Genomic DNA, 25,484 nt, shown 5'->3' with positions numbered 1-25,484 from the left:
GGAACAGCATGTAGAACGGCATTTAAGGGTCCTTGCCCATCTGCGGGGGCTTTCGCCATGAATGACACTAAGGATTTCCTGACACGCGAATCAGGAAGTCACACCCTGATTTTCCAGCTTGCGCTGAATGCGACACACTTTCTGCTCGTAGATGATGAGCCATCGAAATGCAATGTCGAATTGATGCAACATGATCGGCTATCTATCGGAACGGGAAAACGTCATCGAGCAAATCGACGCGATATGTCTGCGACTGTTCGACACCTGGTGCGAGACGCGCAGCGTGACATCGCTTGCGTATTTGATGCACTGCTGGCCGTTGATAGACAGCACGACCAACGCGCTCAGGCGCCTGGGCGAAGCCATGCGCGAGTTGCGGCGCAATCACGCGGAGCAGATCGACGAGTATGACTTTCGCGCGCTGTGCGAGGTGGCCGACCTCATCGACGAACTGACCTTGCCGCGCACGGTCCGACTGATCGCGGTGGCGGGCGAGGTGTCGCACTAGCGAACGGCAACGGCGGCCAGGCGCGCAACTGCTTACAGGCACGCATGCGGCGGCTGTGAGGCCACGGGGCGCGCCGTTTCATCGGACGTTTGAAACCCGTAGCGGGCGTGATGGACCAGGCGCCGGCATCGAGTGCAGAATAGGACGACCACAACGGCGGCACTCGCGGGGATATATGGCGCTCGACATTTTCGACGCATGGTGGAGCGGGCTCCTGCAACCCGCTGAGCGGTATCTCGAAGGGAACACCGCATCATGAGCCATCTCGCCGCTCCGGTCGCGTATACGGGCACGATTCTGATCGTCGACGATACGCCGGGGAATCTCGGCGTGGTTGTCGACAGTCTCGAGGCGCGCGGCATTCGCGTGCTGGTGGCGCTCGACGGTATCGAAGCGTTGGAGCGCGCAGCCTTCTCGCAGCCCGATGTGATCCTGCTCGACGTGAAGATGCCGGGCATCGACGGCTTCGAGACCTGTCGGCGCCTCAAGCGCGATGAGCGCACGCGCGATATCGCCGTCATATTCATGACCTCGCTGATGGACAACGAGGACCACGTCGAAGGCTTCCTGGTGGGCGGTGTCGATTATGTGACCAAGCCATTGCGCGTCGATGAGATGGTCGCGCGCGTTGGCGTGCACCTCGAGCTGCGGGTGATGCACAAGCAGGTTCTCGCGCAGAACCGGCAACTGCTGGCGGAAGTCGCCGTGCGCAAGGAAACGGAGGCCGCGCTATCGCAAGCGCGCGACGATCTGGAGCGACGTGTCGCATTGCGCACCGAAGAGCTGGCGCGCGCCAACGCCAACTTGCGGGCGCAGATCGACGAGCGGCGGCGCGCGGACGCGCGCCTGCAGGCAAGCGAGGCTCGCTTTCGCGCGATTGTCGAAACGAGTCCGGTGCCGCTGTGCATCACCTCGATGCCGGATGGGCACATCCTGTACACGAACCCGCCGCTGCGCGAACTCTTCGGCATGGACGAAGGCTTGTCCGCCAATATCGCGGATTTCTACGCCGAGCGGGGCGAGCGCGAGCGTCTGATCGAACATCTGCGGACCAAGGGTGGCTTGCGCAACACGGAGATACAGTTCCGGCGCCAGGACGGTACCCGGTTCTGGGCGATGGCGACGGCGCGCGCCGCGACTTACGACGATTCTCCCGCGATCTATGTGGGCCTGAATGACATTACGGGGCGCAAGCAGATGGAACAGGAACTCGTCGAATCGCGCGAGCAGCAACGCGAACTGTCCGCGTACATGGAGGCGATTCGCGAGGAGGAGAGAAAGCGCATTGCGATGGAAATTCACGACGAGCTGGGGCAATTGCTGACCGCGCTCAAGATGGACGTGTCTCTGCTCAAAATGCGCATCGCGCACGACGCGGAAGCGACAAAAAAAGCCGACGATATGCGCCAACTGGTCGAAGGCACGATCTCGATGGTGCGCAATGTCGCGAGCCACCTGCGGCCCGCGGCGCTTAACTTCGGCATCGTGTCTGCGCTCGAATGGCTTGTCGACGAGTTCAACCGCCGCAATGCGATTGCGTGTGAATTGCGCATCGAAGGCGGCGAACCCACGCTGTCCGACGCCCACGCGACGGCCCTGTTCCGCATTGCACAGGCTTCGCTGACGAACGTCGCGCGTCATGCCGCCGCCACACGTGTCGAGGTGACGCTTGTTTCGACGGCTGCACAGCTCTTGCTGCATGTGCGTGACGACGGATGCGGCTTCGACCAGCAAGTGGTGAGTCGCAACTATTCATATGGCCTGCTCGGCATGAACGAGCGCGCGCGGCTGATCGGCGGATCGCTTTCGATCGACAGCTCGCCGGGCGCGGGCACCATGGTTTCGATTCATATTCCGCTCGATGGCGGAGCTCGAACATGATCAGGATACTCATTGCGGACGATCATGCGATAGTCCGTGGCGGACTCAGACAGATCATCGCGACCACGAGCGATATCGTCGTTGCGGCGGAAGCGGCGCAAGGAGCGGAAGTGATCGACAAGCTGCGCTCGTGCGCGCTCGATCTTCTATTGCTCGACATGACGATGCCCGGCATCAGCGGCGTCGCTCTGATCCGCAGGGTACGGGCGGAACATCCTTCGTTGCCGGTGCTGGTGCTGAGCATTCACGACGAGGCTCAGGTCGCGTCGCGCGCGCTGCGCGCGGGAGCAACGGGATATCTGACCAAGGACAGTGACCCGGAGGTGCTGCTCGCGGCAATCCGCAAGCTCGCGGACGGCGGCCGTTTCATCGATCCGAAGCTCGTCGATGCGATGGTGTTCGATACACAGCGCGGCGACGTCCCGCCACATGAAGTCCTGTCGGACCGCGAATTCCAGGTCCTGCAGATGCTCGCGGCAGGCAGGAGCATCAATGAAATTGCCCAGGCATGTGCCCTCAGCGCGAAAACGATCAGCACACACAAGATGCGGTTGATGCAGAAACTCGGGCTTTCCAACAACGCTGAGGTGATCCGGTACGCGATCCGGCACGGAATGATCGTCGAGTAGAAAACGAAGGATGATGCGGTTCGCGTTCTGAGGCGCGAATCACCGCGGTAGTCTCTTTTCCAGATATTGCTCGACGAAGCTGAGGATCGCCTTGGACCGGTAAGCCTTCGCCAACCGGCAAAGGTGGTCTGCGAAGGGTCGATAGCGCTCGTCGAGCTCGCTCAAGTGTTGGGCGTGTTGCACGATGGCACGCATGTCGCCGAGTCGCGCCAGGTAGTGCAGCGCTTCGATCTCCCCCTGCGGCGGTGCCATCAAGGGCGCGGTAAAAGGAGCGGCAGCGGGTACAGCCGTGTGGTCCGCGCCAGTGACTTGCGCCTTGCTCGCTTCGTCGATCCACTCGACATTCAGGAGCGACGCGACATGGGACAATAGCCGGCCGAAATCGATCGGTTTGGCAAGAAAAGCGTTTGCGCCGGCCGCGAGACTGTGCGCCGCATCGGTCCCCGAGGCGCTTGCGGAGACTGCGACGATGGGCAGATACCGGAACTCGGGCATCTGGCGCAGGCGACGCGTGGCTTCGAGCCCGTCCATCCCGGGCATGACCACATCCATCAGGACAAGCGCAGGATGCAGGGTGCGGGTTTTCTCCAGAGCTTCGGATCCGTTGCCAGCCTCCGCCATGTCGAATCCGAGCGGCCCCAGCATATCGACCATCACGGCACGGTTCTCCGCCACGTCATCTGCGACCAGGATAGCCTTGCGCGGCCCCTTGTAACCGCTCACGATCCGTCCGGACGCGGCGACAGCCGGCGGGGGCGCCACCACCTGGACATCCAGCTCGATCGAGAAGACGCTGCCAATATCGCGGCGACTCTCGATATAGATGTCGCCGCCCATCAGGCGTACGAGTTGCCGGCTGATGGCGAGCCCCAGCCCCGTGCCGCCAAAGCGGTGCCGGTCGTCGCTCACTTGCTCGAAAGGCCTGAAGATTTCCTCCAGGCGCCCTTCATCTATCCCAATGCCGGTGTCCTGCACTTTGAAACATAGTCGCGCGGGCGGCATAAAAGCGACGCTCAGATGCACGCTCCCCTGCTCGGTAAATCTGATCGCATTGGAAAGCAGGTTGAGCAGCGCCTGACGCAGCCGTATTTCGTCCACCCGGACAGCCGCGGGCAGATCGGGCGGTATGTCGCAATCGAAGGCCAGGCCCTTTTCCGTTGCCTTGACCCGCATCGTCTCGGCAACAAAACAGACGAACTGTTCGAGCGGAACGTCGGAAAGATTGAGTTCCATTCGTCCAGCTTCGATCTTGGCTATATCCAGGATGTCGTCGATGAGCGTCAGCAGGTGTTCGCCGCTGCGCTGGATGACCGCGAGTCCGTCGATCTGGCGTTGATCGAGTGTCGTGTCGCGTGTGAGGATCTGCGCGTAACCAAGAATCGCGTTCAGCGGCGTACGCAGTTCGTGGCTCATGTGCGCGAGAAAGTCACTTTTTGCCTGGTTGGCCGTATCTGCATGTTCCTTGGCCACGGCGAGTTCCGCTGTCCGTTCGCGGATCATGTCTTCGAGGTGCTCGCGATAGCGCCGCAATTCCGCTTCGGCATGCTTGTGCTCCGTGATGTCGCGTGAGATGCCGAGCAGGAACTGCGGCACGCCGCGCACATCGGCGATCGGGATCTTCATGGTGTGCACCAGGCGCACGCCATGTCGCGTATGAACCGGCTCTTCCTGTATGTCGATCATGTGATGCGACTCCAGCACGGCCCGATCCTTGAGCGCGAAGAATTCAGCCTCCTCCGCGGGAAACAGATCGTGGACGGACCGGCCGAGGAGCTCCTCGCGCCGGTAGCCGAGAAGTTGCTCCGCCGCCTTGTTGCAGCGCACGAAGCGCAAGGTCGCGGCCTCCTTGACGAAGATCGTGTCCGGGATGTTTTCGATGATGCTGTTAAGAAAGTTCTCGCTTTCCCGGACGGCGTCTTCGGCGTGCTGACGTTCGGCGATCTCGGCCGCCTGACCCGCAAGCGCCGTACTGAGTTCGGCCGTGCGCTGTGCGACGCGCGCCTCGAGTCCGGCGTTGAGCTCCTTCAACGCATCCTCGGCCTGGCGGCGCCGGCGCCGGTCTTCAAGGAACTGCTCGACTGCGCGCGCCATATCGGCAATCTCGTCGCCGCCGTGCACGGGGACTACGGCTTGCGTGCTCCCGGCATCGCCGTGCCGCAGAAAGTGACTGACGCGGCGCAGGCGCGCCACGACATGGCGCCCGAGGAATTCGCGGGCGATTAGCCAGGTGAGCAGCAGGCTCACCGCGACTCCACCTGCCACCCATTTGCGTGTGCGATCTGCGCGAACGGCCAGATCCTGGACTGCTTCGCGGTAGTCGCGCGTCAAATAATCGGACTGCCGTTGCGCCGCGACGGCCAGAGCCTCGGCCGCGCCGCGCAGATCCTTGTCGAGGCTGGTCAGCGACACGCCCGGCCGCTGCCCATCCGCCGGCGCACCCCGGGTGCCGAGCGCGGTCTCGCGCACCTGCGCCTCGATGTTGGCGATGTTGCGAAAGCGTTGGCTCGACCGATAAAGCGTCAGCGCGTCGACCTCTGGGTCGTCGCTTGCGGCCGCGGAGGCCAGGCGGTCAACCAGGCGGTCGAAGGATGCCAGCTGTTCGAGCACATGCCGATGGGTCTCGCGCACGGCATCGATCGTATCGTCGCGAGACAACTGCAATGCGAGGCGTTCAATGGTCAGCGTGTGCTGTACCAGATCCTGCGCATCCGCGAGGCGCGTGAGCCGCTCTTCGGCCAGCTGACGGATCGAGTGGGCCGAACCTGTCAACGAGTAAATCGTCGTGGCTCCGACGACGACCACCAGCGCGGCCAGGCACGAAACAACGAGCGCAAATTGAGCGGTGAGCGATTGTGGGAATGGCAGTTTCACGGTCGTTGCCAGATCTGACGATAAATGTCGCGATAGCCGTTGTCAGGGTCGTAGAGTAGACGATCGCCGCCGTCCGCGGCGACGTTGTCCGCCGTCACGAGATGCACCGGCGTCACGTAACCCGTGACGCCGACGCCCGCGAAAAGTCGGTTCATTTCGTCGACCAGTTGCCAGCCGTGCAGATTCAGGGGTTCGGCCACGGTGCCGGTCTGGAACGTGCCGGTGCGGATGCGCAGGAAGGCGGACTCGCTGCCGTCGCCAGCCGACAGCATGATCATTGCAGCGTTCGGCATTCCCGCCTGAGTCAACACCGGGGCGGCGTAGTCGAAGTAGATGTCGTTGATCGCCAGCGCACAGTTCCAGCGCGGGCCGTAACGCGCGAGCAGGGCGCGTGTCGTCCCCGGCACCAGTTCCCGGCTGCGCGAAATCGCCACGTCGCGCACTTCAAGCAGGGTACAGCCACTGCACGCGCGAACGACGGCAGCCATTTCATCCGCCTTGCCTTGCGCAATTCGGAAATTGGAATCGGTGAAGATGACGACACCCGCATGCCCGCCGGACTGCACGATGGCCGCCAGCGCGGTCACGCGCGCGACCTCGAGCGGATCCGTCGCCACGTTCATCGCCACGGGCGTGCCGGGCACCGGTCCGGCCCGGGCCGCGACATGCCAGCCGACGATCGGGATGTTGTTCTCGGCAAACGGCCGCAGTGCGGGGAGCAGCGCGCGTGCGTCGCCCCCGGCGAGGATCAGACCGTCGGGGTGGCTTGCCAGCGCATTCGCGAGCATCTTCAGACGTAGGTCGGCCGCACCCGCGGAATCGAAGATCCTCACGCGCCAGCCGATCACCTTGGCCGCCTCCAGCACACCATCGACCACACCGAGGATGCCGCCATTGCGCAAATCCTCGGTGACGACCGCGATGTGTTTTCCAGATTGCGCGGGTGGCCCCTTGCGTGGCCCGTTCCAGGGTGCAGCGGGTCGCGAAGCGGCGTCGACCACTCGCCTGGCCAGGGCCAGGAAGTCCGTCGCGGCGACCGGGGCTCCGGGCGCAGGGCCAGGCAATAAATCCTGCGCGGCGGCGGCCGGCAGCACACACGCGCAAGCCAACGCCAGAAGGAAGCCCTTCATGCTGTTCCCCCCATGGGCTCCGTCGAGGTCGATTGGGGGTGCCCAAAGCCGCTCGCGGATGACCTTTTTAGCAGGATATTACAAGCCGATTCCCGCGTGTCATCGGTCATGCGCTGGCGCAGATTGGATCAAGCGTGGTCGGCACTCAACTGCAATGGTCTGATGGTCAGTGTTTGCCACGATTGCGCGATCAACCGTTCATCGATCGCAAGCCATGGAGTTTCTCGTCTGCAAGCAGGTACGACAGCATGACGACTGGCAGTGTCGTTTGGCACGGAAGCCGCTTCGCCGTATCCGGGGTTGAGGAATGGCGGTGAAACGGTCGAAACTGCATCTTCCCGCGATCGGGCTGGGAACATGAGATTTCGCGGGGCGACGTCGGGTGTTACATCATCTCGGGTTTCGCCAGCCGGGTGCCATCGCTAAAGCGCGTCAATCGATATGGCTGTGTCTCGATCCCAGTCGCGTCGTCCGTCACGATGCGGCTAACCAGCATACCGGCTCCCGGTCCCAGCCCGAATCCATGACCGCTGAACCCCGAAGCGATCACAAGGCCCGGCTTGCTCTCCACGCGTGACATCACCGGCACCAGATCGGGCATCGTGTCGATCGCGCCTGCCCACGCATGAGCGATACGCAATCCCGACAGTTCGGGAAAGACCGTCGCAACGTTTTGTAGTGCACGTGTCGGCCACTCGGCATCGGGCGCAGGATTGAGAACCCGCGTCACCTCGAACGGAGAGATGTCGTCGTTGCGCCAGTCCGCACTTCCTTCGGGGCCGCCGAAGAAAGGTTGCGCGATCCGGAATTTGAGCTTCTTGTTGAGTTTGCTGCGGAACATCTGGCGAAACTTGACCGCGTGCCGCAAGTTCTGTGGCGCGATCTCCATGCGTCCATAGCCTGGCACCGCGATCGTGTAGCCGCCGTCCAGCCGCCGCCGCATCGCGAAGTTCGGGCCGGAGAAGCACCCGTCTATCACGGCCGGCGCTTCCGCCGTGCGCAGCGCGGTTCCGATCACATTGACCGCCGGCAGATCGATCCCATGGTGCCGGCAGAACAGGGCGCTCCACGCGCCGCCGGCCAGCACGACGCTGCTCGCGCCAATCCGGCCGCGCTCGGTCCATACGCCGGAGATTCGACCCGCGCTGCTATCGAGTCCACGAACCGCACAGGTCTGATGCACGCGCGCGCCGAGTCGTTGCGCGCCTCTTGCGATGGCGGGTGCTGCTCGCGACGGCTCCGCGCGTCCATCGGAATGCGACCACACGCCGCCCGCCCACTTTGCACGACTATGCGGAACGCGCGCGGCCAGTTCTCGAGCCGACAGCAGCTGACTGTCGAAGCCGAGCGCGCGCGCCTTGCCGAGCCATGTTTCCCACTGGGCGACATCGGCAGACTGCTCGCTTGCGTACAGAATGCCGCTGCGCCGAAAACCGATGTCCTCGCCGAGTTCGTCGCTCAACTCGCCCCAACGCTTCAGGCTCTGCATCGCGAGCGGCAACTCGTAAAGGTCGCGGTTCTGCTGACGCACCCAACCCCAGTTGCGCCCCGACTGCTCCGCGCCAATGATGCCTTTTTCGAGCAGCACGACCGATACGCCGCGCCGTGCCAGCTCGTAAGCGGTGCTGACGCCGATAATGCCGCCGCCGATCACGGCTACGTCGCAGCGATCGGGGAACCCCTCGCTATTCGGGACTTCGTCGATTCTTAGCATGTTTGAGCAACCATGATTGACATGAGCAGCCGGATACCGGGTGCGTACGCTGTCAGAAGATCACATAGATCTTCCGCAGCGTTTCATCGATGTTCCAGAGTCCTTCCGTGTTGGCTTGGAAAAACAGCGTATCGCCGGCGGCGAAGCGGACCGTGTCTTCTCCGTCGGGCGTGAAGGTGCCGCTGCCCTTGATGAAATGCATCACCTCCGCCTGCTTGACGGAGCGCCGATAGGTGCCGGGCGAGCACTCGAACACGCCGGTATCGATTGCTTCGTGACCGGGAATGACGTACTGGCGTCCCGATACGCGCGACGGTTCGGTACCGGGCAGGCCCGCGGTTCCCCAATCCTCCAGTGCGGAGACTTCCGCGGCTTGCCTGATCTGCTGAACTTTCATTGCGCTGTTTCCTGTTGTCGTGAGCGGAGGTCGATACGTCGTTCGATCCGGCCTAGCCGGACCACGGTGACGCCGGCGCGCAACTGGCGCAGTGAGGGCATCACCAGCATGCAGTCATCGTACGGAGTCGAGACTGGCTGACCGTCGGACCATGCGATCACGGTGCCGGCCTTGTCGAACGTCTCGAGGCCGGTGTAAGGACCCGCGAAACGGAAATCCATGCTCCTGGCGACGACCGGTTCGGTCACGCGCACGATGCGCATTTCGTCGGGCAATGGCGCGATCCAGCCGGGCGGCAGGTCGGCTGCGTCGGCGATGCCCGACAGCAACAGAAAGCGCGCGGTGCAGTCGCGCGCAACCGTCACCGCGCTGGCTTCCCAGTGCTGGCCGCATTCGATCAACAGGGCATTCTTCGGACTCGTGTCGTCGCCGAAGCCCTCGTAGTCGCGCATCCGGCGGCCTTCGGGATGGCCTTCGTCCTGAATCACGGTGGCGGGCGTGCCGAGCCGCTCGGCCAGTTCGGCGCCCTTGCGCAGCGGCCCCGCGACGATCAGCGGCGCGCTTTTTTCATGCATCGAATGCAGGTCGAGCAGCAGATCCACTGTGTCGATCACCGGCCGCATCGCGCGCGCACGATCGAGTTCCGACGAGCGGGTCGCCAGATCGTCGAGCTTCGCGGCGGTCCAGACGCGGTTGAAGTCCTGATCGACGAAACGCGCTTTGTCTGGTGTCGTGGGATCGAACCGCGCATACGCGGCGACGTTCGCGAACGACAGCGTGAGCTTGCCGCGGCGCGGGCGCAGGCCGCTGCGCAACAACGCGTCGACGGTGATCGCGCCGCACACTTCGTTGCCATGCGTGAGCGCATTGATCATCACGTGCGGCCCGGCTTGGCCGGAGTCGAACGAGTGCACGTATGCAATGCCGGTATTGCCGTCGGCGTGCGCCGAGAGATCCGGAAATTCGACTTCGATAGGATAGGCTTCCATGTTTACTCCAGACCTCCCTGACACAGATACTTGATCGACAGATAGTCATCGAGACCATACTTCGATCCTTCGCGACCGTAGCCGGATTCCTTCACACCGCCGAACGGCGCCGCTTCTGAAGCGAGCGCGCCTTCGTTGATACCGACGATGCCGGCTTCCAGCGCGCGCGAGACACGCTCGATACGGCGCATGTTCTCGCTGTAGAAGTACGAGGCGAGCCCGAACGGCGTGTCGTTGGCGGCCTGCACCGCTTCCTGCTCGCTGTCGAATGGGAACAGCGGCACGACCGGGCCGAAGGTTTCCTCGCCGCACAACACCATCGACGACGTGGCGTTACCCAGCACCGTGGGCGCGTAGTAGTGCGGTCCCAGCTCGGTGAGCCGTCGTCCGCCCGTCAGCACGAGCGCGCCGTTCTCGAGCGCGTCCTCGACATGACGAGCGATCTTGTCCACAGCGCGCTCATTGATCATGGGCCCGATCTGCGAGGCGGGCTCGCTGGCGGGTCCGACCCGCAGTTCGGCCACTTTCGCGCACAGCAGCGCGGAGAAACGTTCGTATACGCCGCGCTGCACGAAGACGCGGTTCGGACACACGCAGGTCTGCCCGCCATTGCGGAATTTCGCGGCCAGCAGGCCATTGACCGCGGCATCGAGGTCGGCGTCGTCGAATACGATGAACGGCGCATTGCCGCCGAGCTCCAGCGAGAGCTTCTTCAGCGTGCCCGCCGATTCGCGCGCGAGATGCTTGCCGACGGGCGTCGATCCGGTGAACGTGATCTTGCGGACACGGCTGTCGGCGAGCCAGTCGCCGACCGTCTCGGCCGCCGCCGCGCGCGAAGCCGAGATCAGGTTGAGCACGCCGTTCGGCACGCCCGCCTCGTGCGCCAGCATCACCAGTGCGATCGCGGTGAGCGGCGTGTCTTCCGCGGGTTTCGCGACCACCGTGCAGCCCGCCGCGAGCGCGGGTGCGATCTTGCGCGCGATCATCGCAAGCGGAAAATTCCAGGGCGTGATGGCCGCGACGACCCCGATCGGTTCCTTGACCGCGCTCATCCGTTTGCCGCGCTGCTGCTGCGGAATCAGGTCGCCGTAGATGCGGGTGGCTTCGTCGGCGAACCACGCGACGTACGACGCGCCATAGTTCACCTCGGCGCGTCCTTCGGCGAGCGGCTTGCCTTGTTCGAGTGAGATCAACGCACCGAGGGCGTCGCGATTCGCGACGATCAACGCGTGCCAGCGGTGCAGTACCGCCGCGCGTTCGCTGGCCAGCCTCGCGCGCCACGCGGGCAGCGCTTTAGCGGCGGCGTCCGTGGCCGCTCGCGCGTCGCTGGGGTCGCTGTCGGCAACTTCCGCGATCAGCTTGCCGGTTGCCGGATCGGTGACCGCGAAACGCCGACCGCTCGCGGCGGCGACCCACTCGCCGTTGATGAAGTTCTCCGTGCGGATCAGCGCGCGGGCCTGTTGTTCGAGATTCGTGCTCATATGAGGTCTCCGAGCCGGTTGGCATGCGATGGCAGAGCGCCCGACACGCGCCGGGCGATCAGTGCTGCCTGCTCTGTGAATGATCAGGACGGGTTGGCGACCTGAGCCGCGATCGCCGCGCCGACCTCCGTGGTCGATGCGCTGCCGCCCAGGTCGCCCGTGCGCGGGCCTTGCTTCAGTACCCGCGTGATCGCGGCGACGATGCTGTCGTGCGCATCGCGCTCGACACCCGCGCCGTGGCCGAGAAAGTCGAGCATCATCGCGGCCGACCAGATCATCGCGACCGGATTGGCAGTGCCCTTGCCGGCGATGTCGGGCGCCGAGCCATGCACCGGCTCGAACAGCGACGGAAAGCGCCGATCGGGATTCAGGTTGCCCGACGGCGCGATGCCGATCGTCCCCGTGCACGCCGGCCCGAGATCGGAAAGGATGTCGCCGAACAGGTTCGATGCGACCACCACGTCGAAGCGATCCGGGTTCAGCACGAAGCGCGCGCACAGGATGTCGACGTGCTGACGGTCCATCTTCACATCCGGGTAGCGGGCGGCCATTTCATCGGCGCGGGCGTCCCACCACGGCATGCTGATCGCGATACCGTTGCTCTTCGTTGCAACCGTGAGTTTTTTCGCTCGACGCCGTGCAAGGTCGAACGCGAACTTCATCACGCGCTCGGTGCCGTGGCGCGTGAAGATCGACTGCTGCATCACGACTTCGCGCTCGGTGCCCTCGAACATCGTGCCGCCCACCGACGAATACTCGCCTTCGGTGTTTTCGCGCACGATCATGAAGTCGATATCGCCCGGCTTGCGGTTGGCGAGCGGACAGGGCACGCCTTCGAACAGCCGCGCGGGGCGCAGGTTCACGTACTGGTCGAATTCGCGGCGGAACTTCAGGAGCGAACCCCACAGCGAAATATGGTCGGGCACCTTGTCGGGCCAGCCGACCGCGCCGAACAGAATCGCATCGCAGTCCTGCAGTTGCGCCTTCCAGTTGTCGGGCATCATCTGGCCGTGTTGCGCGTAGTAGTCGCACGACGCCCATTCGATATGGCGGTAGTCGATGCCGATGTCGAAGCGTTTGCATGCGGCGTCCAGCACGCGCAGGCCTTCGGGCATCACTTCGGTGCCGATGCCGTCGCCGGGAATCACGGCAATGCGGTATTTGCGGGTCATACGTCTCTCTCCTTGCCGTGATCGCGCGCCGTCTGCCGACGCCGCGCGGATGGCGAAATGGGGTTGCGTTCGGGGGCCGGGCCGCGCATGGGTATCAGTAGCCGCGTGTCCGGTCGATCAAGCCGTTCATCCGCTCGCCGCTGCGATAGCGGCGCAGGTTTTCCAGTATCGCATCGACGGCCGATTCGGGCCGCGTCGCGCTCGCGATATGCGGCGTGATGCGCACGCGCGGTTGCGCCCACAGCGGATGGTCGGCGGGCAACGGCTCCGGGTCGGTGACATCGAGCACCGCGCTGTGAATCTGCCCGCGTTGCAGCGCGTCGAGCAGATCGGCGCTGACGAGTTGCGGTCCGCGGCCGACGTGAACCAGCGACGCGCCTCGCGGCAGCATGTCGAATACCCGCCGGCAGAGCAGGCCGCGCGTGGCGTCCGTGAGCGGCAGCAAACAGATCAGGATGTCGGCACGGGCAAGCAACTCATCGAGCCCGGCCTCGCCCGCATAGCAGTCGATCCCTTCGAGCTCATGCTTCGAGCGGCTCCAGCCCGCGCAGGCGAAGCCGAACAGCCGCAAACGCTCCAGTACCGCGCGGCCAAGCATGCCGAGGCCGAGCACGCCGATTCGACGCGACGCGGCGGCGCGCAACGGCATCGGCTGCCAGACGCGCGCCCGCTGCTGCAACCCGTAATCGAACAGATCGCGGTGAATCGCCAGCACCGCCTCGGTGACATATTCAACCATGCCTTCGACGATGCCCGGCTCGAGCATCCGCACCACCGGCAGATGCGCCGGAATCTGCGACAGATCCAGTTGATCGACTCCCGCGCCGACCGAAAACACCACTTCGAGATTCGGCAGCGTGAGCGCGAGGTCTCCCGGTTGCCACGCGACCAGATAGCGCACGGCCGTGGGATCGCCGATGTCCGGCCACACCCGGAACGGCACGTCGGGCGCTAGCTGCGCGAAGCGCTCGGCCCATAGCGCTCCACGCACCGGATCGGCTTTGTAGAGGACGGTCATTGGCGGTTACGCCATCGCCTGATTGATGATGCCGAACGCGCGCCAGCCCGGGTCCGGGGCCACCTCGCGCAAGTCGGCGGGCGCGTTGCGCACCATCTTTTCGACCGAGTCGACGCGCGGCATGCCGACATGGGTCAACCAGTCGTTGATGCCGGCGTCGTCCGGCACGTCGATCCGCACGAAGTCGCCGGCGTGCTGCGCGAGCCAGCACGAAATCAGTGCGCGGGCACGCAGATCGTCGGACCCATGCTGCGCGACCACCGGTCCAACCGAGTAGCCGCGTCCGAACGGACGGAACAGCGAGAAACCGACCACTTCGCCGTCACGTTCGAGAACCACGGCTTGCGCGAACCCGAGCAGCGCCGGAATCGTCGCGCTGCGGTCGAAGCCGCTCGCGCGCGACGCGAGTTCGATCAGCTTCGGCGTGTCGTCCGGCCTCGCGGCACGCAACTGTTCGCCGGCCGGCGGCGCGACAGCGGCCACGCTGCCGAGCGCGCCCTGATGCTGGGTGAGTCCGCCGCAGCTGACGAAGCCGAGCTTTTCATAAAGCGGCTTGCCCGCGACCGTTGCGTGCAGGAAGGTCACGCGGTTGCCAAGTTCTTCGAGCACCAGTTCCATCAGCTTGCGGCCAATGCCACGGCCCTGTTCGTCCGGCGAGACGATCACGAGGCCGAGCGTGCCGCCGGTCCGCGCCGAATTTCCAGCAGAGCGCGGTGCCGATCACGGCGCCATTGTCTTCGGCGACGAAGCCGGTGCCGGCGTCGTACATGAAGCGCCAGTCATCGGCGCGGTGCGGCCAGCGCACCGCAACCGAGAGGCCATGCGCGGCGGCGATGTCATCGGAAGTGAAGCGGCGATAGGTCAGTGATTTCTTCACGGTTGATTCGGACACTGCAAACTCCTGCTGGCGGCATGATCAGCCTAGACTGTGGCATTCCCGGTGCCTGCTTCATAGGACGATCTTTTTGTTATTCGGGCCGGTGTGTGCTCGGGTCTGCTTCACGGCGGCAGCGACGCGCAACGCAATTGCACAGGTATTTTTGGCGTTCACCCCGCGGGTGCTATATTCAATATAATGCTGAAAAATTGAACGGGCGTTCATTGTAACGAAGCGGCTGGCGCCTCATCGGATGCGACCGTGCGCGCCCAGCACAACAACCGCACCGGCGGCACATAGGCAGCCGGCCGCACCGTCATCAACGGGAAACACATGCAGCGAACGGAGCTCAGCAAGAAGCGCACGGCCGACCCGGGTCACGGCGACGTCGGCGCTCGTCTGCGCGCGCTGCGCGTCGCGCAGGGTCTGTCGATCAACGAACTGGCGATGCGCGCGGGCGTGTCGGTCGGCACCGTCAGTCAGGTCGAGCGCAACAAGGCCAATCCGTCGGTGCGTATTCTCGAGCGCCTGCGCCTGGCGTTGGAGGTTCCGCTGACCGCGCTGCTCGAAGAAGACGACGCGGTCTCGGACCCGATCACCGGCGATTTCGTGCGCAAGGCGGCCGAGCGGCCGCTGTTCGAAGTCGGCAAGAACGGCATGCAGAAAGAATTGCTGTCGCCGCATGGCGATCACGATTTGCAGATGATGATCATCATGCTGCCGGCCGGCTCCGGTTCCGAAGAGGTGCTGGTGGGCATCGGCGAGAAGGCGGGCCTGGTGCTGGAAGGCACGGTCGTGCTGAATGTCGGAGACCGGCGCTCCGAACTGCGCGCGGGAGACAGCTTCCAGTTCAAGAGCACGGTGCCGCATAGCGTGCGTAACGAAAGCAGGAAGACTGCCCGTTTGCTGTGGATCATGAACACGCAGCCGCCCGTCATTCATCTTTGATCTGTTTGTTGTACCGGAGCCGCATGTCGTGTGGCAAGCGGCGCTGTCTTCCCTCTCTTTTCCCCGCTCGCTCTGACGCGTCGCGTCCGGTTCGCACGGACGGCGGCTGACGTCAACGCCTTTCTCTCATTCACTTTTCGGTTTTGCATTGCACGACGGAACGGGCGTGTCGCGTCGCCTCGCCTCGCTCGTGCGCGCCCCAGCCGTGTGGGCTTGCGGCCCGTGCCCACCAGTGCGGCGGTGTGCTCTCCGAGGCAGGCAATGTATTGCAGCGCACAACGAACTTTTCACACAGTTTATTTTTGACCACTAGTATTTCATTTCGTGTTCATTAAAATGAACTTCATCCGATGTTCGTTCATTCGGCGGTCGCGATGGCGAACAGCAGTGCCGAGTGGTGCCGCAGTCATCAGTGCGTATGCGCACGCGGCACCACACACTTGAACCTACTGATCAGGCCGGACATGTCCACTCCGTCACTCGATTTCGATCCTTCAGCCGTGCCGTTGCCGCAGGGGCATTTCATTGGCGGTGCGTACTATTCGGCGGGCGAAGCGCAGATTGCCGTTCACCGGCCGTCGGACGGCGCGCTGCTTGGCCATGTGCCGGACGCGTCGGATGCCACCGTCGATCACGCAGTCAGCAATGCGCTAGCGGCATGGAAGACGAGCGGCTGGGGCACCCGCTCTCCGCGCGAGCGCGCGAAGGTGCTGAGCCGCTGGGCCGATCTGATCGATCGCGATGCGGTGAGCCTCGCCCAACTCGAAACGGTCAGCTCGACGCGTCCGGTGACGGAAAGCTATACATCAGATGTGCCGTTCACCGCGGAGGCGATCCGCTTCTTCGCGGAGCTGGCCGACAAGCTCGGTGGCGATATCGCGGCCACGCGCCGCGACAGTCTCGGTTTTGTTGCATCGGAGCCGTACGGTGTGATCGGTGCGATTACACCGTGGAATTTTCCGCTGTCGATGTGTTCATGGAAGTGCGGTCCCGCGCTCGCGGCAGGCAACGCGGTCGTGATGAAACCGTCGGAAATGACGCCGTTCTCGACGCTGCGTCTCGCGGAACTCGCCATCGAAGCCGGCATTCCTCCGGGCATCTTCAACGTGGTGAATGGCCGTGGAGCGACGGCGGGCGCCGCGCTGACGCGTCACCCAGGCATCGCGAAGATGAGCTTCACCGGTTCGACCCGCACGGGCGCCGCGATCATGAGCGACGCCGCGATGCACGGCACCAAGCCCGTCACGCTGGAACTCGGCGGCAAGAGCCCGCAACTGGTGTTCGAACATGTGCGGGACCTCGAGCATACGGCGCGCTGTGTCGCCCGCGGCTTTACGGCCAACGGCGGCCAGGCCTGCGTGGCCGGCACGCGGCTGATCGTGCACGAGCGCATTGCCGAGCCGCTGATCGCCGCCATTCAACGGCAACTGCAGCCGATCGAGCCCGGCCCGCTGTGGGACAGCCGCACCGCTTATTCGCCGATCATCAGTGGCGCCCAGGCGCGACGCATCGAAGCGCTGATCGGGCAGAGCCGCGAGAGTGGCGCGGAAGTGATCTTCGGCGGCGGCTTTTTCGAAGGCACCGACGCAGGCTATTTCCACCGCCCGACGCTGCTCGCCAATGTGACTTCAGAGACGCCCGCCGTGCGCGAGGAACTATTCGGCCCGGTGCTGACGGTACAGACATTCGCCGACGAGGAAGAGGGCATCGCGCTCGCCGCGCATCCGATCTACGGTCTCGCGGCGGGGGTCCATAGCAGCGACATCGGTCAGGCGCTGCGGGCGATGCGCCGCATCGCCGCGGGCACCATCTGGATCAACCGTTACGGCCGCAGCGGCGACATGATCATTCCGACGGGGCGGCTTCGGCCAGTCCGGTATCGGCAAGGATCTCGGCCGCGAAGCGATGGTGGCGAGCATGCGGCACAAGAGTGTGCTGATCGATTTCGAAACGCTGTGAAGCACGGCTTTACACCTGATATACGCAAGCATCAACCGCACTGATTCAACCCGAAACTGAACCCCGAGCCTGCAACTAGGTTCGCCACGACGACAGGATGTTGACCATGATCGATTTCGAGCCGAAGTACATCACTTTCGACTGCTATGGCACGCTGACCAACTTCCAGATGGGCCAGACCGCGCGCGAGCTTTACGGCGACAAGCTGGAGAAGGCGAAGATGGATGAGTTTGTCGAGTTCTTCCGTGGCTACCGCCTCGACGAAGTGCTGGGCGCATGGAAGCCCTATCGCGACGTGGTCGTGAACTCGGTGCGCCGCACCTGCGAACGCACCGGCGTGCCGTTCGACGAAGCGACCGCACTGAAGATCTACGAGGCCGTGCCGAGCTGGGGCCCGCACGCGGACGTGCCGGAAGGGCTGTCGCGACTGGCCTCGAAGTACAAGCTCGTGATCCTGTCGAATGCGTCGAACGACCAGATCCACAGCAACGTCGACAAGCTCGGCGCGCCGTTCCACAAGGTCTACACCGCCCAGCAGGCACAGGCGTACAAGCCGCTGCAGAAAGCCTTCGAGTACATGTTCTCGCAACTGGACTGCAATCCGGAAGACGTGCTGCATGTGTCGTCGAGCTTCCGCTATGACCTGATGACCGCGTACGACATGGGCATCAAACACAAGGCGTTCGTCAACCGCGGTCACGAGCCGCTGAACCCGTATTACGGCGTCAACGAAGTGTCGGGCATTCCGCAACTGGCATCGCTGCTCGGCCTCTGATTCGCACGTCCGGCCTTCTCACGACATCGCTTCCCGCGCGCCGCTGAAAGCGGCGCAACCAACCGACAGGAACGCATCACGATGAAGCTCGACTCCTACTGGCTCGACACTGCGCCACGCTTTACCGGCGGCGCCCAGGGTCCGCTACCGCAGCGGGTCGACGTTGCGGTGGTCGGCGGCGGCTTCACCGGGCTGTCGGCTGCGTTGGAGCTGGCCAAACGTGGCATGTCGGTGATCGTGTTCGAGGCGGGCCGACTCGCGGCGCAGGCATCGGGCCGGAACGGCGGCCACTGCAATACGGGCGTCGCGCAGGACTACGCGGCGTTGTCCGCGCGCATCGGCAGCGAACGCGCGTCGGAGTTCTACCGTGCGTATGCCGGCGCCGTCGAAACGGTGAAAACGATCATCGGGGAGGAGCAGATCGATTGCGATCTGCGCCACTCCGGGAAGATCAAACTCGCCGCGAAACCGCAGCATTTCGCGTCGCTCGCGAAGTCGTACGAGGTGTTGCGGCGCGAAGTCGATTCCGATGTCGAACTCGTGCCGCCCGAGCAGATTCGCAACGAGATCGGGTCGGACAGCTTTTTCGGCGGCCTCGTGCAACGCAACGGCATGCAGATGCACATGGGCAAATTCGGCGTGGGTCTCGGCACGGCAGCCGCACTGCGTGGGGCGCAGATCTACGAGAACACGCCGGTGACGAACCTCAAGCCGCTCGGCGGCAACGCGTTCGACGTGCAGTGTCCGCTCGGGACGGTACGCGCCGAGCGCGTGCTGATTGCCACCGGCGCGTCGCAGGTCGGTCCGCTGCAATGGTTCCGGCGCCGCATCGCGCCCGTCGGCAGCTTCATCGTCGCGACCGAGCCGCTTGGCAAGGCGCGCCTCGATGCGGTGTTGCCGACGCGCCGCTCGTATGTGACGACGCTGAACATCGGCAACTATTTTCGTGCAACGCCGGACGAGCGTCTGCTGTTCGGCGGCCGCGCGCGCTTCGCGATGTCGAATCCGCGTTCGGACGAGAAAAGCGGGCGGATTCTGCGTGATGGGCTCGCACGCTATTTCCCGCAACTGGCCGACGTGCGCATCGATTATTGCTGGGGCGGCCTCGTCGACATGACGGCCGACCGGCTGCCGCGCGCGGGCCAGCATGAAGGACTGTTCTATTCAATGGGCTACAGCGGCCACGGTGTGCAGATGTCCGTGCACATGGGTCGTCTGATGGCAGACGTGATGTTCGGCGCCGCCTCGCGCAATCCGTGGCGAACGCTCGAATGGCCCGCGATTCCAGGACATTTTGGACGCGCGTGGTTTCTGCCGCTCGTCGGCGCGTATTACAGGTTGCAGGATGTACTGCATTGAATGGATCGACTGATCGCTACCGTTAGATGGTCGGGCAGCGCGTAGATTGAAAATCACTATTCCCAGAGGAAATCCCCATGTTGCGTTTCATGTTCCAGCCTGCAGCCGCCGTCCGCTTCAACACTGTGCAGCGCTTTGCCGCCGGCGCGGGCCTCGCGATGACGATGATGTTCGGCGCCGCCCACGCTGCCGAAACGGCGACGCTCACCGCCGGCTCGCCGCCGTCGAGCGCGCCGACCACGTTCATGAACGTGAAGACGCAGCAGATCGAAGGCCTGATGCCGGATGTCGTCAAGGAGATCGGCAAGCGCGAAAACTTTAACGTGTCGTACGACGCGGTGCCGTTCTCGGCGCTGATCCAGTCGGTGGTATCGGGCAAGATCGACATCATCGTTGCCGGCATGACGCCGACGCCGAAGCGCGCCGAAGTGGTCGATTTCTCGCAGCCGGTGACGGCGTTTGGCGAAGGCATCATCGTGAAGGACACGAACAAGGCGGTCTATCACTCGGTGCAGGACCTGAAGGGCATGACGATCGGGGCGCCAACCGGTACCGACTACGGCGATCAGTTGAAGAAACTCGGCATCTTCACCGAAGTGAAGATGTACGACAGCCCCGCCGACATGACGCGCGATGTCGCGCTAGGCCGCATCGTCGCGGGCTTCAACGACTATCCGATCCTGAAGGCCCAGGAAGCGGCGGGCGCGATGGCGGGGACGCGGGTCGACGACGCGTATGTGCCGATGGAAAAGTTCGACATCGCGATCGCGGTGAAGAAGGGCAACAGCGCGCTGATGGCGAAGATCAACGACGCGCTGACGAAGATGAAGGCCGATGGCACGCTCGACGCGATCCTCAAAAAGTGGCACCTCGTGAGCTGATTGGCTTCGCGTGAAAGGAGCCGTGCCCGCGGCGATGCGGGACTCGTCCTGCCAGGTCCGTCGCGCAGCGGCGCGGCGGACTGAACGAATACGAAGAGCAATGAAAGGCACGACATGCACTGGCAAGATATAGCCGACTTTGTACCGATTTTGCTGCAAGGCGCGGTGATGAGCATCGTCATCACGCTGGGTTGTCTGGTGTTGAGCACCGTGCTCGGCCTGACCTGGGCATTGCTGAAGATGTCGCGCTATCCCCTCGTCGTACGCGGTGTGAGCACGATGATCAACGTCGTGCGCGGCCTGCCGATGATCGTGCTGCTGTTCTACATCTACTTCGTGCTGCCGGAAATCCACATCCAGGTGTCGGCGCTGCAAGCCAGCATCATTGGGCTTGGTTTCGGTTACTCGACTTACGTCGCGGAAATTTTCCGGGCGGGTATCGAGGCAGTCGATCCGGGCCAGTACGAAGCCGCGCAGTCGATCGGCATGGGCCGCGTGAAGACGATGATACGGGTGATCCTGCCGCAGGCGATCAAGGTCGCGCTGCCGCCGTACAGCAACACGCTCGTGATGATGCTGAAGGATTCATCGCTCGCGTCGACCATCACGGTCGCCGAAATGACGCGCGAAGGCCAACTGATCGCGTCGTCGACGTTTCAGAATCTGACGGTATATACGCTCGTCGCGCTCGGCTATCTCGCGATGAGCTTGCCGCTGATGAGCATGACCCGCACGCTTGAACGACGTTTCGGTCGGCACAGGGCGAGATAAGTGCGAAGTGAGGATGCGATGATCGAAATCACGAATGTGCACAAGAGCTTTGGCACCGTACCCGTTCTCAAGGGCATTTCGCTCAACGTCCGCCAGGGCGAAGTGGTCTGCCTGATCGGTGCGTCGGGCTCGGGAAAGTCAACCCTGCTGCGCTGCATTAACGCGCTGGAGTCATACGACGAAGGCCAAATTCGTCTGCTCGGCGAGCGCGTCGAACAGCGCGCGCGTAACATCAACCAGTTGCGCACCCAGGTCGGCATGGTGTTTCAGCGCTTCAACCTGTTCCCCCACCGTACGGCGCTCGAGAACGTGATGGAAGGGCCGGTGCATGTCAAGCGCCTCGCGCGCGCGGACGCGCAACGCGAAGCGTCTGAACTGCTCGACAAGGTGGGGCTCGGCCACAAGCTGCACGCCTATCCTCATCAGCTTTCGGGCGGGCAGCAGCAACGGGTGGCGATTGCGCGCTCGCTCGCGATGAAGCCGAAGGCGATCCTGTTCGACGAGCCGACCTCGGCGCTCGATCCAGAACTGGTCGGCGAAGTGCTCGGCGTGATGCGCACCCTCGCACGGGAAGGCATGACGATGCTGGTGGTCACCCACGAAATGGGCTTTGCGCGTGAGGTGGCAGACCGGGTGTGTTTTCTGCACGCGGGGCTCATCATCGAGGAGGGCACGGCGCAGCAGGTGCTGGGCTCGCCGCGCGAGGCGCGCACCCGCGAGTTCCTGCGCCACGTGCTGACCAATCGCAGCGACGCTCACGTCGCGCCCGACGGTATGGCAGGAGCCGCGGCATGAACGGCAGATTCGTACGCGTAGGCGAGACGGTTCGCGCCAAAGTCGAACTGACGATCAACGGCGCGCCGGTCGAAGCGCTGGCCGGCGACACGCTGCTCACTGCGATGCTGTGCTCGGTGCGGCATGTGCGGCAGTCCGAGTTCGGCGCGGAACAACGCGCGGGTTTTTGCCTGATGGGCGCGTGTCAGGACTGCTGGGTATGGACCGCGGACGGCGAGCGGCTGCGCGCCTGCACCACGGTGGTCGAAGCAGGCATGCGCGTCGTCACGACGCAACCGGAGGCGCAATGGCCGAACCTCGCATCGTAATCGTCGGCGCAGGGCCTGCAGGGGTGCGCTGCGCGCAAACGCTGCTGGCGGCCGGCATCCGCCCGATCGTCGTCGACGAAGGCAGGCGCGATGGCGGCCAGATCTACCGGCGTCAGCCCGATGGCTTCACGCGGCCGTATTCGAAGCTGTACGGCACGGAAGCCGCGCGCGCGGAGAATCTCCATCAAACTTTCGAGCGACTGCGCCCGCAGATCGATTACCGTCCGCAGACGCTGGCGTGGAACGTCGCGCAAGGCAAGCTGCATATCGTGCATGAAGGGCACGCGAGCGTGTTGGGCTACGACGCGCTGATCCTGTGCCCCGGCGCGACCGACCGGTTGATGCCGGTCAAAGGCTGGCAGTTCGCCGGTACCTACAGCCTCGGTGCCGCGCAGATCGCGCTGAAGTCGCAGGCCTGCGCGATTGGCCGTCAGGTCGTTTTCATGGGTACCGGCCCATTGCTGTATCTGGTCGCGAACCAGTATGTGCAGGCGGGCGCCAGGGTAGCGGCAGTACTCGACACGTCGAAGACCGGTGCGCGCTTGCGCGCGCTGCCCAAATTGCTGGCGCGCGTCGACGTATTGCGCAAGGGCCGCGCGCTCGTGAGCGCGTTGAAGCGCTCAGGCGTGCGGGTGGAAAACGGCATCGAGCCGCTCGAAATTCTCGGCACTCCGGACGACGGCGTGCTTGGCGTACGCTTTCGCGATGCGCGCGGCAACGTCGCGCAGGTCGAATGCGACGCGGTCGGTCTCGGCTATCACCTGCGGCCGGAAACCCAGCTTGCCGATCTCGCGCGCTGTGCGTTCCGGTTCGACGCGATCACGCGGCAATGGGTGCCGCAACTCGACGAACTCGGTCGCAGTAGCGAAAAGGGCGTCTATATCGCGGGCGATGGCGCGCGCGTGCTCGGCGCGGACGGCGCCGAGGTCGCCGGACGGCTCGCGGCCCACGCTGCGCTGAGCGATCTCGGGCGGCCAGTTGCGGCGACCACGCTCGACGCGTTGACGCGCGAACAGCGCAAAATGGATCGCTTCCGACTCGGTCTCGTGGAGGCGTTTGCGTGGCCTGCCGCGCAGGCGGCGCGTCTGTCCGACGATACGATCGTTTGCCGATGCGAAGGCATCACCGCGGGCGAACTGCGCCGCGTGGTGCGCGATGAAGGCGCGCAGGAAGCGAACCGTGCCAAGGCCTTTAGCCGTGTCGGTATGGGGCGCTGTCAGGGACGTTACTGCGGCCATGCGGGTGCAGAGGTGATCGCGGCGGCGGCGAACGTGCCGCTCGAGCAGGTTGGCAGACTTCGTGGACAGGCACCGGTCAAGCCGCTGGCCATCGCAACCGTGGAGGATACCGAGTGAACCGTGCACAAGCCGATGTTCTGATCGTGGGCGGCGGGTTCATGGGTGCGTCCGCCGCATTTTTTCTGAGGCAGCGGGGCCGCTCGGTGATCCTGCTCGAGCGCCAGCTCGTCGGGCAGCAGGCGAGCGGCACCAACTTCGGTAACGTGCGCCGTCAAGGGCGCTTTCTGCCGCAGTTGCCGCTGGCGAACCGTTCGCGCGAAATCTGGGGGCGTCTGCCGGAATTGATCCAGCACGACGCCGAGTTTCTGATGTCGGGCCATGTCCGCGTCTGTTATCGCGAAGAGCAGGCCGACCAGTTCGAAACCTATGCGAAGGAGGCCGCGCACTACGGTCTCAAGCTCGACCTGTTGCGCGGCGACGCGCTGCGCGCGCGGTTTCCGTTTCTCGGTGCGGAGGTGCTGGCGGGCTCGTATTCGCAGATGGACGGGCACGCGAATCCGCGCCTCGCGGCGCCCGCGTTCGCCCGCGCCGCGGCTCGGCTCGGTGCGCAGATCGTCGAAAACTGCGATGTCGTGACGGTGGAAAAAGAGGGCGCTGAGTTTCGCGCCACGAGCGCCGACGGCCGCACGTTCCATGCGCCCGTGCTGCTGATCACGGCGGGTGCCTGGGGCAACCTGCTGTCGGAGCAATTTGGCGAAGCGGTGCCGATCGCCGTCAACGGTCCACAGATGGCCGTTACCGAACCCGTGCCGTATGCGATCCAGCCGGTGGTCGGCGTGTCGTCGCCGCAGATCGAAGAGGTGGTGTATTTCCGCCAGGTCGCGCGCGGCAATATCGTGATCGGCGGTTGCGCGCGTGCGCCTGCGTATCTCGACGAGCGTCGCGCGAAGGTTCTCCCGTCAAGCACGTTGCTGCAGTTCAGACAGCTGCAGCGGGTCGCGCCGATGCTGCGCAAGCTGAGCATCATCCGGGTGTGGAGCGGCGTGGAGGGCTATATGCCCGATGACAAACCGATCATGGGTGCAAGCGGGACGACCAGCGGCCTGTTCTATGCGTTCGGTTTTTGCGGCCACGGTTTTCAGCTTGGTCCGGGCGTAGGCGACGCGATGGCCGAACTGATCGACACCGGCGCCACCAGCACGCCGCTCGAGCCGTTCGACATCCGCCGCTTCGCGACCAGTCGGGAGACGGCACCGACAGTGCCGCCCACGTCGCGCGTTGCGTGAGCGGAGCGTCGATGCTGAGCCTGAGCCCAACTTCGTCATCATCCGCGCCTGAGCTTGCGGGCGCGAGCCGTCATCCGACGCGCGCGCCGAATCGCGTAAGCCGCGCCGTGCAGCGTGCGCTCGACTTCATCGATGCCTGTTTCGCCGAGCCAATCAGCCTGTCCGAACTGGCGGCCGTCGCGCAGTTGAGCATTTCGAGGTTTGCGGTGCGCTTCAGCGCGGAGATTGGCGTGTCGCCGCAGCAATATGTGCGGCTGGTGCGCGTACGGCATGCGCAGTGCCTGTTGCGACGAGGCTTGCCGCCGTCGATCGTCGCGACCGAGGTGGGCTTCTTCGATCAAAGCCATCTATGCCGGCACTTCAAACGTGTGCTTGGCAGAACGCCGGGGGAATGGCTGAGCGCGAATGGTTGACTGCAAGTCGACAGGCCACCGGCGTCGCGCCGGTGGCTTCGAACGCATTCGACCCGATCGGGCCGGCTGCGCGTAGCCGAAACC

General features: G+C 64.3%; 21 protein-coding genes and 2 pseudogenes. 14 read left to right on the top strand and 9 right to left on the bottom strand.

From position 1 onward, the window contains the following. Positions 1 to 190: 190 nt before the first annotated feature. From OKW40_RS04350 to OKW40_RS04340, 3 genes are all read left to right on the top strand, one after another. Positions 191 to 508: a hypothetical protein gene (locus tag OKW40_RS04350; protein ID WP_429354404.1), complete on the top strand. Its 318-nt coding sequence runs from the start codon at positions 191 to 193 to the stop codon at positions 506 to 508. Positions 509 to 763: 255 nt separating this feature from the next. Further along, the gene (locus tag OKW40_RS04345) at positions 764 to 2,389 is read left to right on the top strand and encodes a response regulator (RefSeq protein WP_429488382.1); all 1,626 of its coding nucleotides are present in this window, start codon (positions 764 to 766) and stop codon (positions 2,387 to 2,389) included. Next, entirely contained in the window at positions 2,386 to 3,018 is a 633-nt protein-coding gene (locus OKW40_RS04340; protein WP_090811083.1) for a response regulator, read from the top strand. The genes OKW40_RS04345 and OKW40_RS04340 overlap by 4 nt, the downstream gene beginning before the upstream one ends. A gap of 39 nt (positions 3,019 to 3,057) precedes the next feature. On the opposite strand, the gene OKW40_RS04335 is transcribed toward OKW40_RS04340, so the two are convergent. The 9 genes and pseudogenes from OKW40_RS04335 to OKW40_RS04295 form a co-directional block, all read right to left on the bottom strand. Next, positions 3,058 to 5,889 carry an ATP-binding protein gene (locus OKW40_RS04335; RefSeq protein WP_429488380.1) on the bottom strand — a complete coding sequence of 944 codons (2,832 nt, stop codon included), beginning with the start codon at positions 5,887 to 5,889 and terminating at the stop codon, positions 3,058 to 3,060. After that, on the bottom strand, positions 5,886 to 7,019 hold the full coding sequence (locus OKW40_RS04330) for a substrate-binding domain-containing protein (RefSeq protein ID WP_184068246.1): 1,134 nt from the start codon (positions 7,017 to 7,019) through the stop codon (positions 5,886 to 5,888). Before OKW40_RS04330 ends, OKW40_RS04335 begins: the two co-directional genes overlap by 4 nt. 385 nt (positions 7,020 to 7,404) lie before the next feature. Continuing rightward, a complete protein-coding gene (locus OKW40_RS04325; RefSeq protein WP_429488378.1) occupies positions 7,405 to 8,733 on the bottom strand; it encodes an NAD(P)/FAD-dependent oxidoreductase in 1,329 nt (442 codons plus the stop codon). A 52-nt stretch (positions 8,734 to 8,785) separates the two neighbouring features. Further along, positions 8,786 to 9,130: a cupin domain-containing protein gene (locus tag OKW40_RS04320; RefSeq protein ID WP_018422376.1), complete on the bottom strand. Its 345-nt coding sequence runs from the start codon at positions 9,128 to 9,130 to the stop codon at positions 8,786 to 8,788. Next, a complete protein-coding gene (locus tag OKW40_RS04315) occupies positions 9,127 to 10,119 on the bottom strand; it encodes a M14 family metallopeptidase (protein ID WP_429488376.1) in 993 nt (330 codons plus the stop codon). Before OKW40_RS04315 ends, OKW40_RS04320 begins: the two co-directional genes overlap by 4 nt. Positions 10,120 to 10,121: 2 nt before the next feature. Further along, positions 10,122 to 11,600 (bottom strand): NAD-dependent succinate-semialdehyde dehydrogenase, encoded by a 1,479-nt coding sequence (locus OKW40_RS04310; RefSeq protein ID WP_429488374.1) that lies wholly within the window; start codon positions 11,598 to 11,600, stop codon positions 10,122 to 10,124. A gap of 83 nt (positions 11,601 to 11,683) precedes the next feature. Beyond that, positions 11,684 to 12,772 carry a tartrate dehydrogenase gene (locus OKW40_RS04305; RefSeq protein ID WP_429488372.1) on the bottom strand — a complete coding sequence of 363 codons (1,089 nt, stop codon included), beginning with the start codon at positions 12,770 to 12,772 and terminating at the stop codon, positions 11,684 to 11,686. Positions 12,773 to 12,866: 94 nt separating this feature from the next. Further along, complete coding sequence (locus OKW40_RS04300) at positions 12,867 to 13,790, bottom strand: 2-hydroxyacid dehydrogenase (RefSeq protein ID WP_429488370.1); 924 nt, start codon at positions 13,788 to 13,790, stop codon at positions 12,867 to 12,869. A gap of 6 nt (positions 13,791 to 13,796) precedes the next feature. Then, a pseudogene (locus tag OKW40_RS04295) lies at positions 13,797 to 14,682 on the bottom strand (GNAT family N-acetyltransferase). Between the two features lie 318 nt (positions 14,683 to 15,000). Here OKW40_RS04295 and OKW40_RS04290 point away from each other — a divergent pair. The 11 genes and pseudogenes from OKW40_RS04290 (at position 15,001) to OKW40_RS04240 (ending at position 25,400) form a co-directional block, all read left to right on the top strand. Beyond that, the gene (locus tag OKW40_RS04290) at positions 15,001 to 15,615 is read left to right on the top strand and encodes a cupin domain-containing protein (RefSeq protein ID WP_184068225.1); all 615 of its coding nucleotides are present in this window, start codon (positions 15,001 to 15,003) and stop codon (positions 15,613 to 15,615) included. A 464-nt stretch (positions 15,616 to 16,079) separates the two neighbouring features. After that, positions 16,080 to 17,574, top strand: a pseudogene (locus OKW40_RS04285) (aldehyde dehydrogenase family protein). Between the two features lie 106 nt (positions 17,575 to 17,680). Then, positions 17,681 to 18,349, top strand: a complete 669-nt coding sequence (locus tag OKW40_RS04280; protein ID WP_429488368.1) for a haloacid dehalogenase type II — start codon at positions 17,681 to 17,683, stop codon at positions 18,347 to 18,349. Between the two features lie 81 nt (positions 18,350 to 18,430). After that, positions 18,431 to 19,708, top strand: a complete 1,278-nt coding sequence (locus OKW40_RS04275; protein WP_429488366.1) for an NAD(P)/FAD-dependent oxidoreductase — start codon at positions 18,431 to 18,433, stop codon at positions 19,706 to 19,708. 77 nt (positions 19,709 to 19,785) lie between these two features. Next, a complete protein-coding gene (locus OKW40_RS04270) occupies positions 19,786 to 20,589 on the top strand; it encodes an ABC transporter substrate-binding protein (protein ID WP_184005820.1) in 804 nt (267 codons plus the stop codon). Positions 20,590 to 20,703: 114 nt separating this feature from the next. Beyond that, on the top strand, positions 20,704 to 21,360 hold the full coding sequence (locus tag OKW40_RS04265; protein ID WP_018422365.1) for an amino acid ABC transporter permease: 657 nt from the start codon (positions 20,704 to 20,706) through the stop codon (positions 21,358 to 21,360). An 18-nt stretch (positions 21,361 to 21,378) separates the two neighbouring features. After that, positions 21,379 to 22,155 carry an amino acid ABC transporter ATP-binding protein gene (locus tag OKW40_RS04260; protein WP_184071923.1) on the top strand — a complete coding sequence of 259 codons (777 nt, stop codon included), beginning with the start codon at positions 21,379 to 21,381 and terminating at the stop codon, positions 22,153 to 22,155. Further along, on the top strand, positions 22,152 to 22,463 hold the full coding sequence (locus tag OKW40_RS04255; RefSeq protein WP_184044624.1) for a (2Fe-2S)-binding protein: 312 nt from the start codon (positions 22,152 to 22,154) through the stop codon (positions 22,461 to 22,463). The genes OKW40_RS04260 and OKW40_RS04255 overlap by 4 nt, the downstream gene beginning before the upstream one ends. Next, positions 22,442 to 23,818 (top strand): FAD-dependent oxidoreductase, encoded by a 1,377-nt coding sequence (locus OKW40_RS04250; protein ID WP_429488364.1) that lies wholly within the window; start codon positions 22,442 to 22,444, stop codon positions 23,816 to 23,818. Before OKW40_RS04255 ends, OKW40_RS04250 begins: the two co-directional genes overlap by 22 nt. Then, positions 23,815 to 24,987, top strand: a complete 1,173-nt coding sequence (locus OKW40_RS04245) for an NAD(P)/FAD-dependent oxidoreductase (RefSeq protein WP_429488363.1) — start codon at positions 23,815 to 23,817, stop codon at positions 24,985 to 24,987. The genes OKW40_RS04250 and OKW40_RS04245 overlap by 4 nt, the downstream gene beginning before the upstream one ends. 11 nt (positions 24,988 to 24,998) lie before the next feature. Continuing rightward, on the top strand, positions 24,999 to 25,400 hold the full coding sequence (locus OKW40_RS04240; RefSeq protein WP_090811113.1) for a helix-turn-helix domain-containing protein: 402 nt from the start codon (positions 24,999 to 25,001) through the stop codon (positions 25,398 to 25,400). Positions 25,401 to 25,484: the final 84 nt, after the last annotated feature.

Origin of the sequence: Paraburkholderia sp. RAU6.4a (genome assembly GCF_050435625.1) — a bacterium.
In the GTDB taxonomy this organism is placed as follows: domain Bacteria; phylum Pseudomonadota; class Gammaproteobacteria; order Burkholderiales; family Burkholderiaceae; genus Paraburkholderia; species Paraburkholderia tuberum.
Note: the sequence above shows the minus strand (reverse complement) of the source record. Positions and strands in the feature narration are given on the sequence as shown.

Bases quoted from the DNA above. Each gene is read 5' to 3' on its own strand.
- OKW40_RS04350 (WP_429354404.1), top strand. From the start codon at position 191: ATGATCGGCTATCTATCGGAACGGGAAAACGTCATCGAGCAAATCGAC.
- OKW40_RS04345 (WP_429488382.1), top strand. From the start codon at position 764: ATGAGCCATCTCGCCGCTCCGGTCGCGTATACGGGCACGATTCTGATC.
- OKW40_RS04340 (WP_090811083.1), top strand. From the start codon at position 2,386: ATGATCAGGATACTCATTGCGGACGATCATGCGATAGTCCGTGGCGGA.
- OKW40_RS04330 (WP_184068246.1), bottom strand. From the start codon at position 7,019: ATGAAGGGCTTCCTTCTGGCGTTGGCTTGCGCGTGTGTGCTGCCGGCC.
- OKW40_RS04325 (WP_429488378.1), bottom strand. From the start codon at position 8,733: ATGCTAAGAATCGACGAAGTCCCGAATAGCGAGGGGTTCCCCGATCGC.
- OKW40_RS04320 (WP_018422376.1), bottom strand. From the start codon at position 9,130: ATGAAAGTTCAGCAGATCAGGCAAGCCGCGGAAGTCTCCGCACTGGAG.
- OKW40_RS04315 (WP_429488376.1), bottom strand. From the start codon at position 10,119: ATGGAAGCCTATCCTATCGAAGTCGAATTTCCGGATCTCTCGGCGCAC.
- OKW40_RS04310 (WP_429488374.1), bottom strand. From the start codon at position 11,600: ATGAGCACGAATCTCGAACAACAGGCCCGCGCGCTGATCCGCACGGAG.
- OKW40_RS04305 (WP_429488372.1), bottom strand. From the start codon at position 12,772: ATGACCCGCAAATACCGCATTGCCGTGATTCCCGGCGACGGCATCGGC.
- OKW40_RS04300 (WP_429488370.1), bottom strand. From the start codon at position 13,790: ATGACCGTCCTCTACAAAGCCGATCCGGTGCGTGGAGCGCTATGGGCC.
- OKW40_RS04290 (WP_184068225.1), top strand. From the start codon at position 15,001: ATGCAGCGAACGGAGCTCAGCAAGAAGCGCACGGCCGACCCGGGTCAC.
- OKW40_RS04280 (WP_429488368.1), top strand. From the start codon at position 17,681: ATGATCGATTTCGAGCCGAAGTACATCACTTTCGACTGCTATGGCACG.
- OKW40_RS04275 (WP_429488366.1), top strand. From the start codon at position 18,431: ATGAAGCTCGACTCCTACTGGCTCGACACTGCGCCACGCTTTACCGGC.
- OKW40_RS04270 (WP_184005820.1), top strand. From the start codon at position 19,786: ATGTTGCGTTTCATGTTCCAGCCTGCAGCCGCCGTCCGCTTCAACACT.
- OKW40_RS04265 (WP_018422365.1), top strand. From the start codon at position 20,704: ATGCACTGGCAAGATATAGCCGACTTTGTACCGATTTTGCTGCAAGGC.
- OKW40_RS04260 (WP_184071923.1), top strand. From the start codon at position 21,379: ATGATCGAAATCACGAATGTGCACAAGAGCTTTGGCACCGTACCCGTT.
- OKW40_RS04255 (WP_184044624.1), top strand. From the start codon at position 22,152: ATGAACGGCAGATTCGTACGCGTAGGCGAGACGGTTCGCGCCAAAGTC.
- OKW40_RS04250 (WP_429488364.1), top strand. From the start codon at position 22,442: ATGGCCGAACCTCGCATCGTAATCGTCGGCGCAGGGCCTGCAGGGGTG.
- OKW40_RS04240 (WP_090811113.1), top strand. From the start codon at position 24,999: ATGCTGAGCCTGAGCCCAACTTCGTCATCATCCGCGCCTGAGCTTGCG.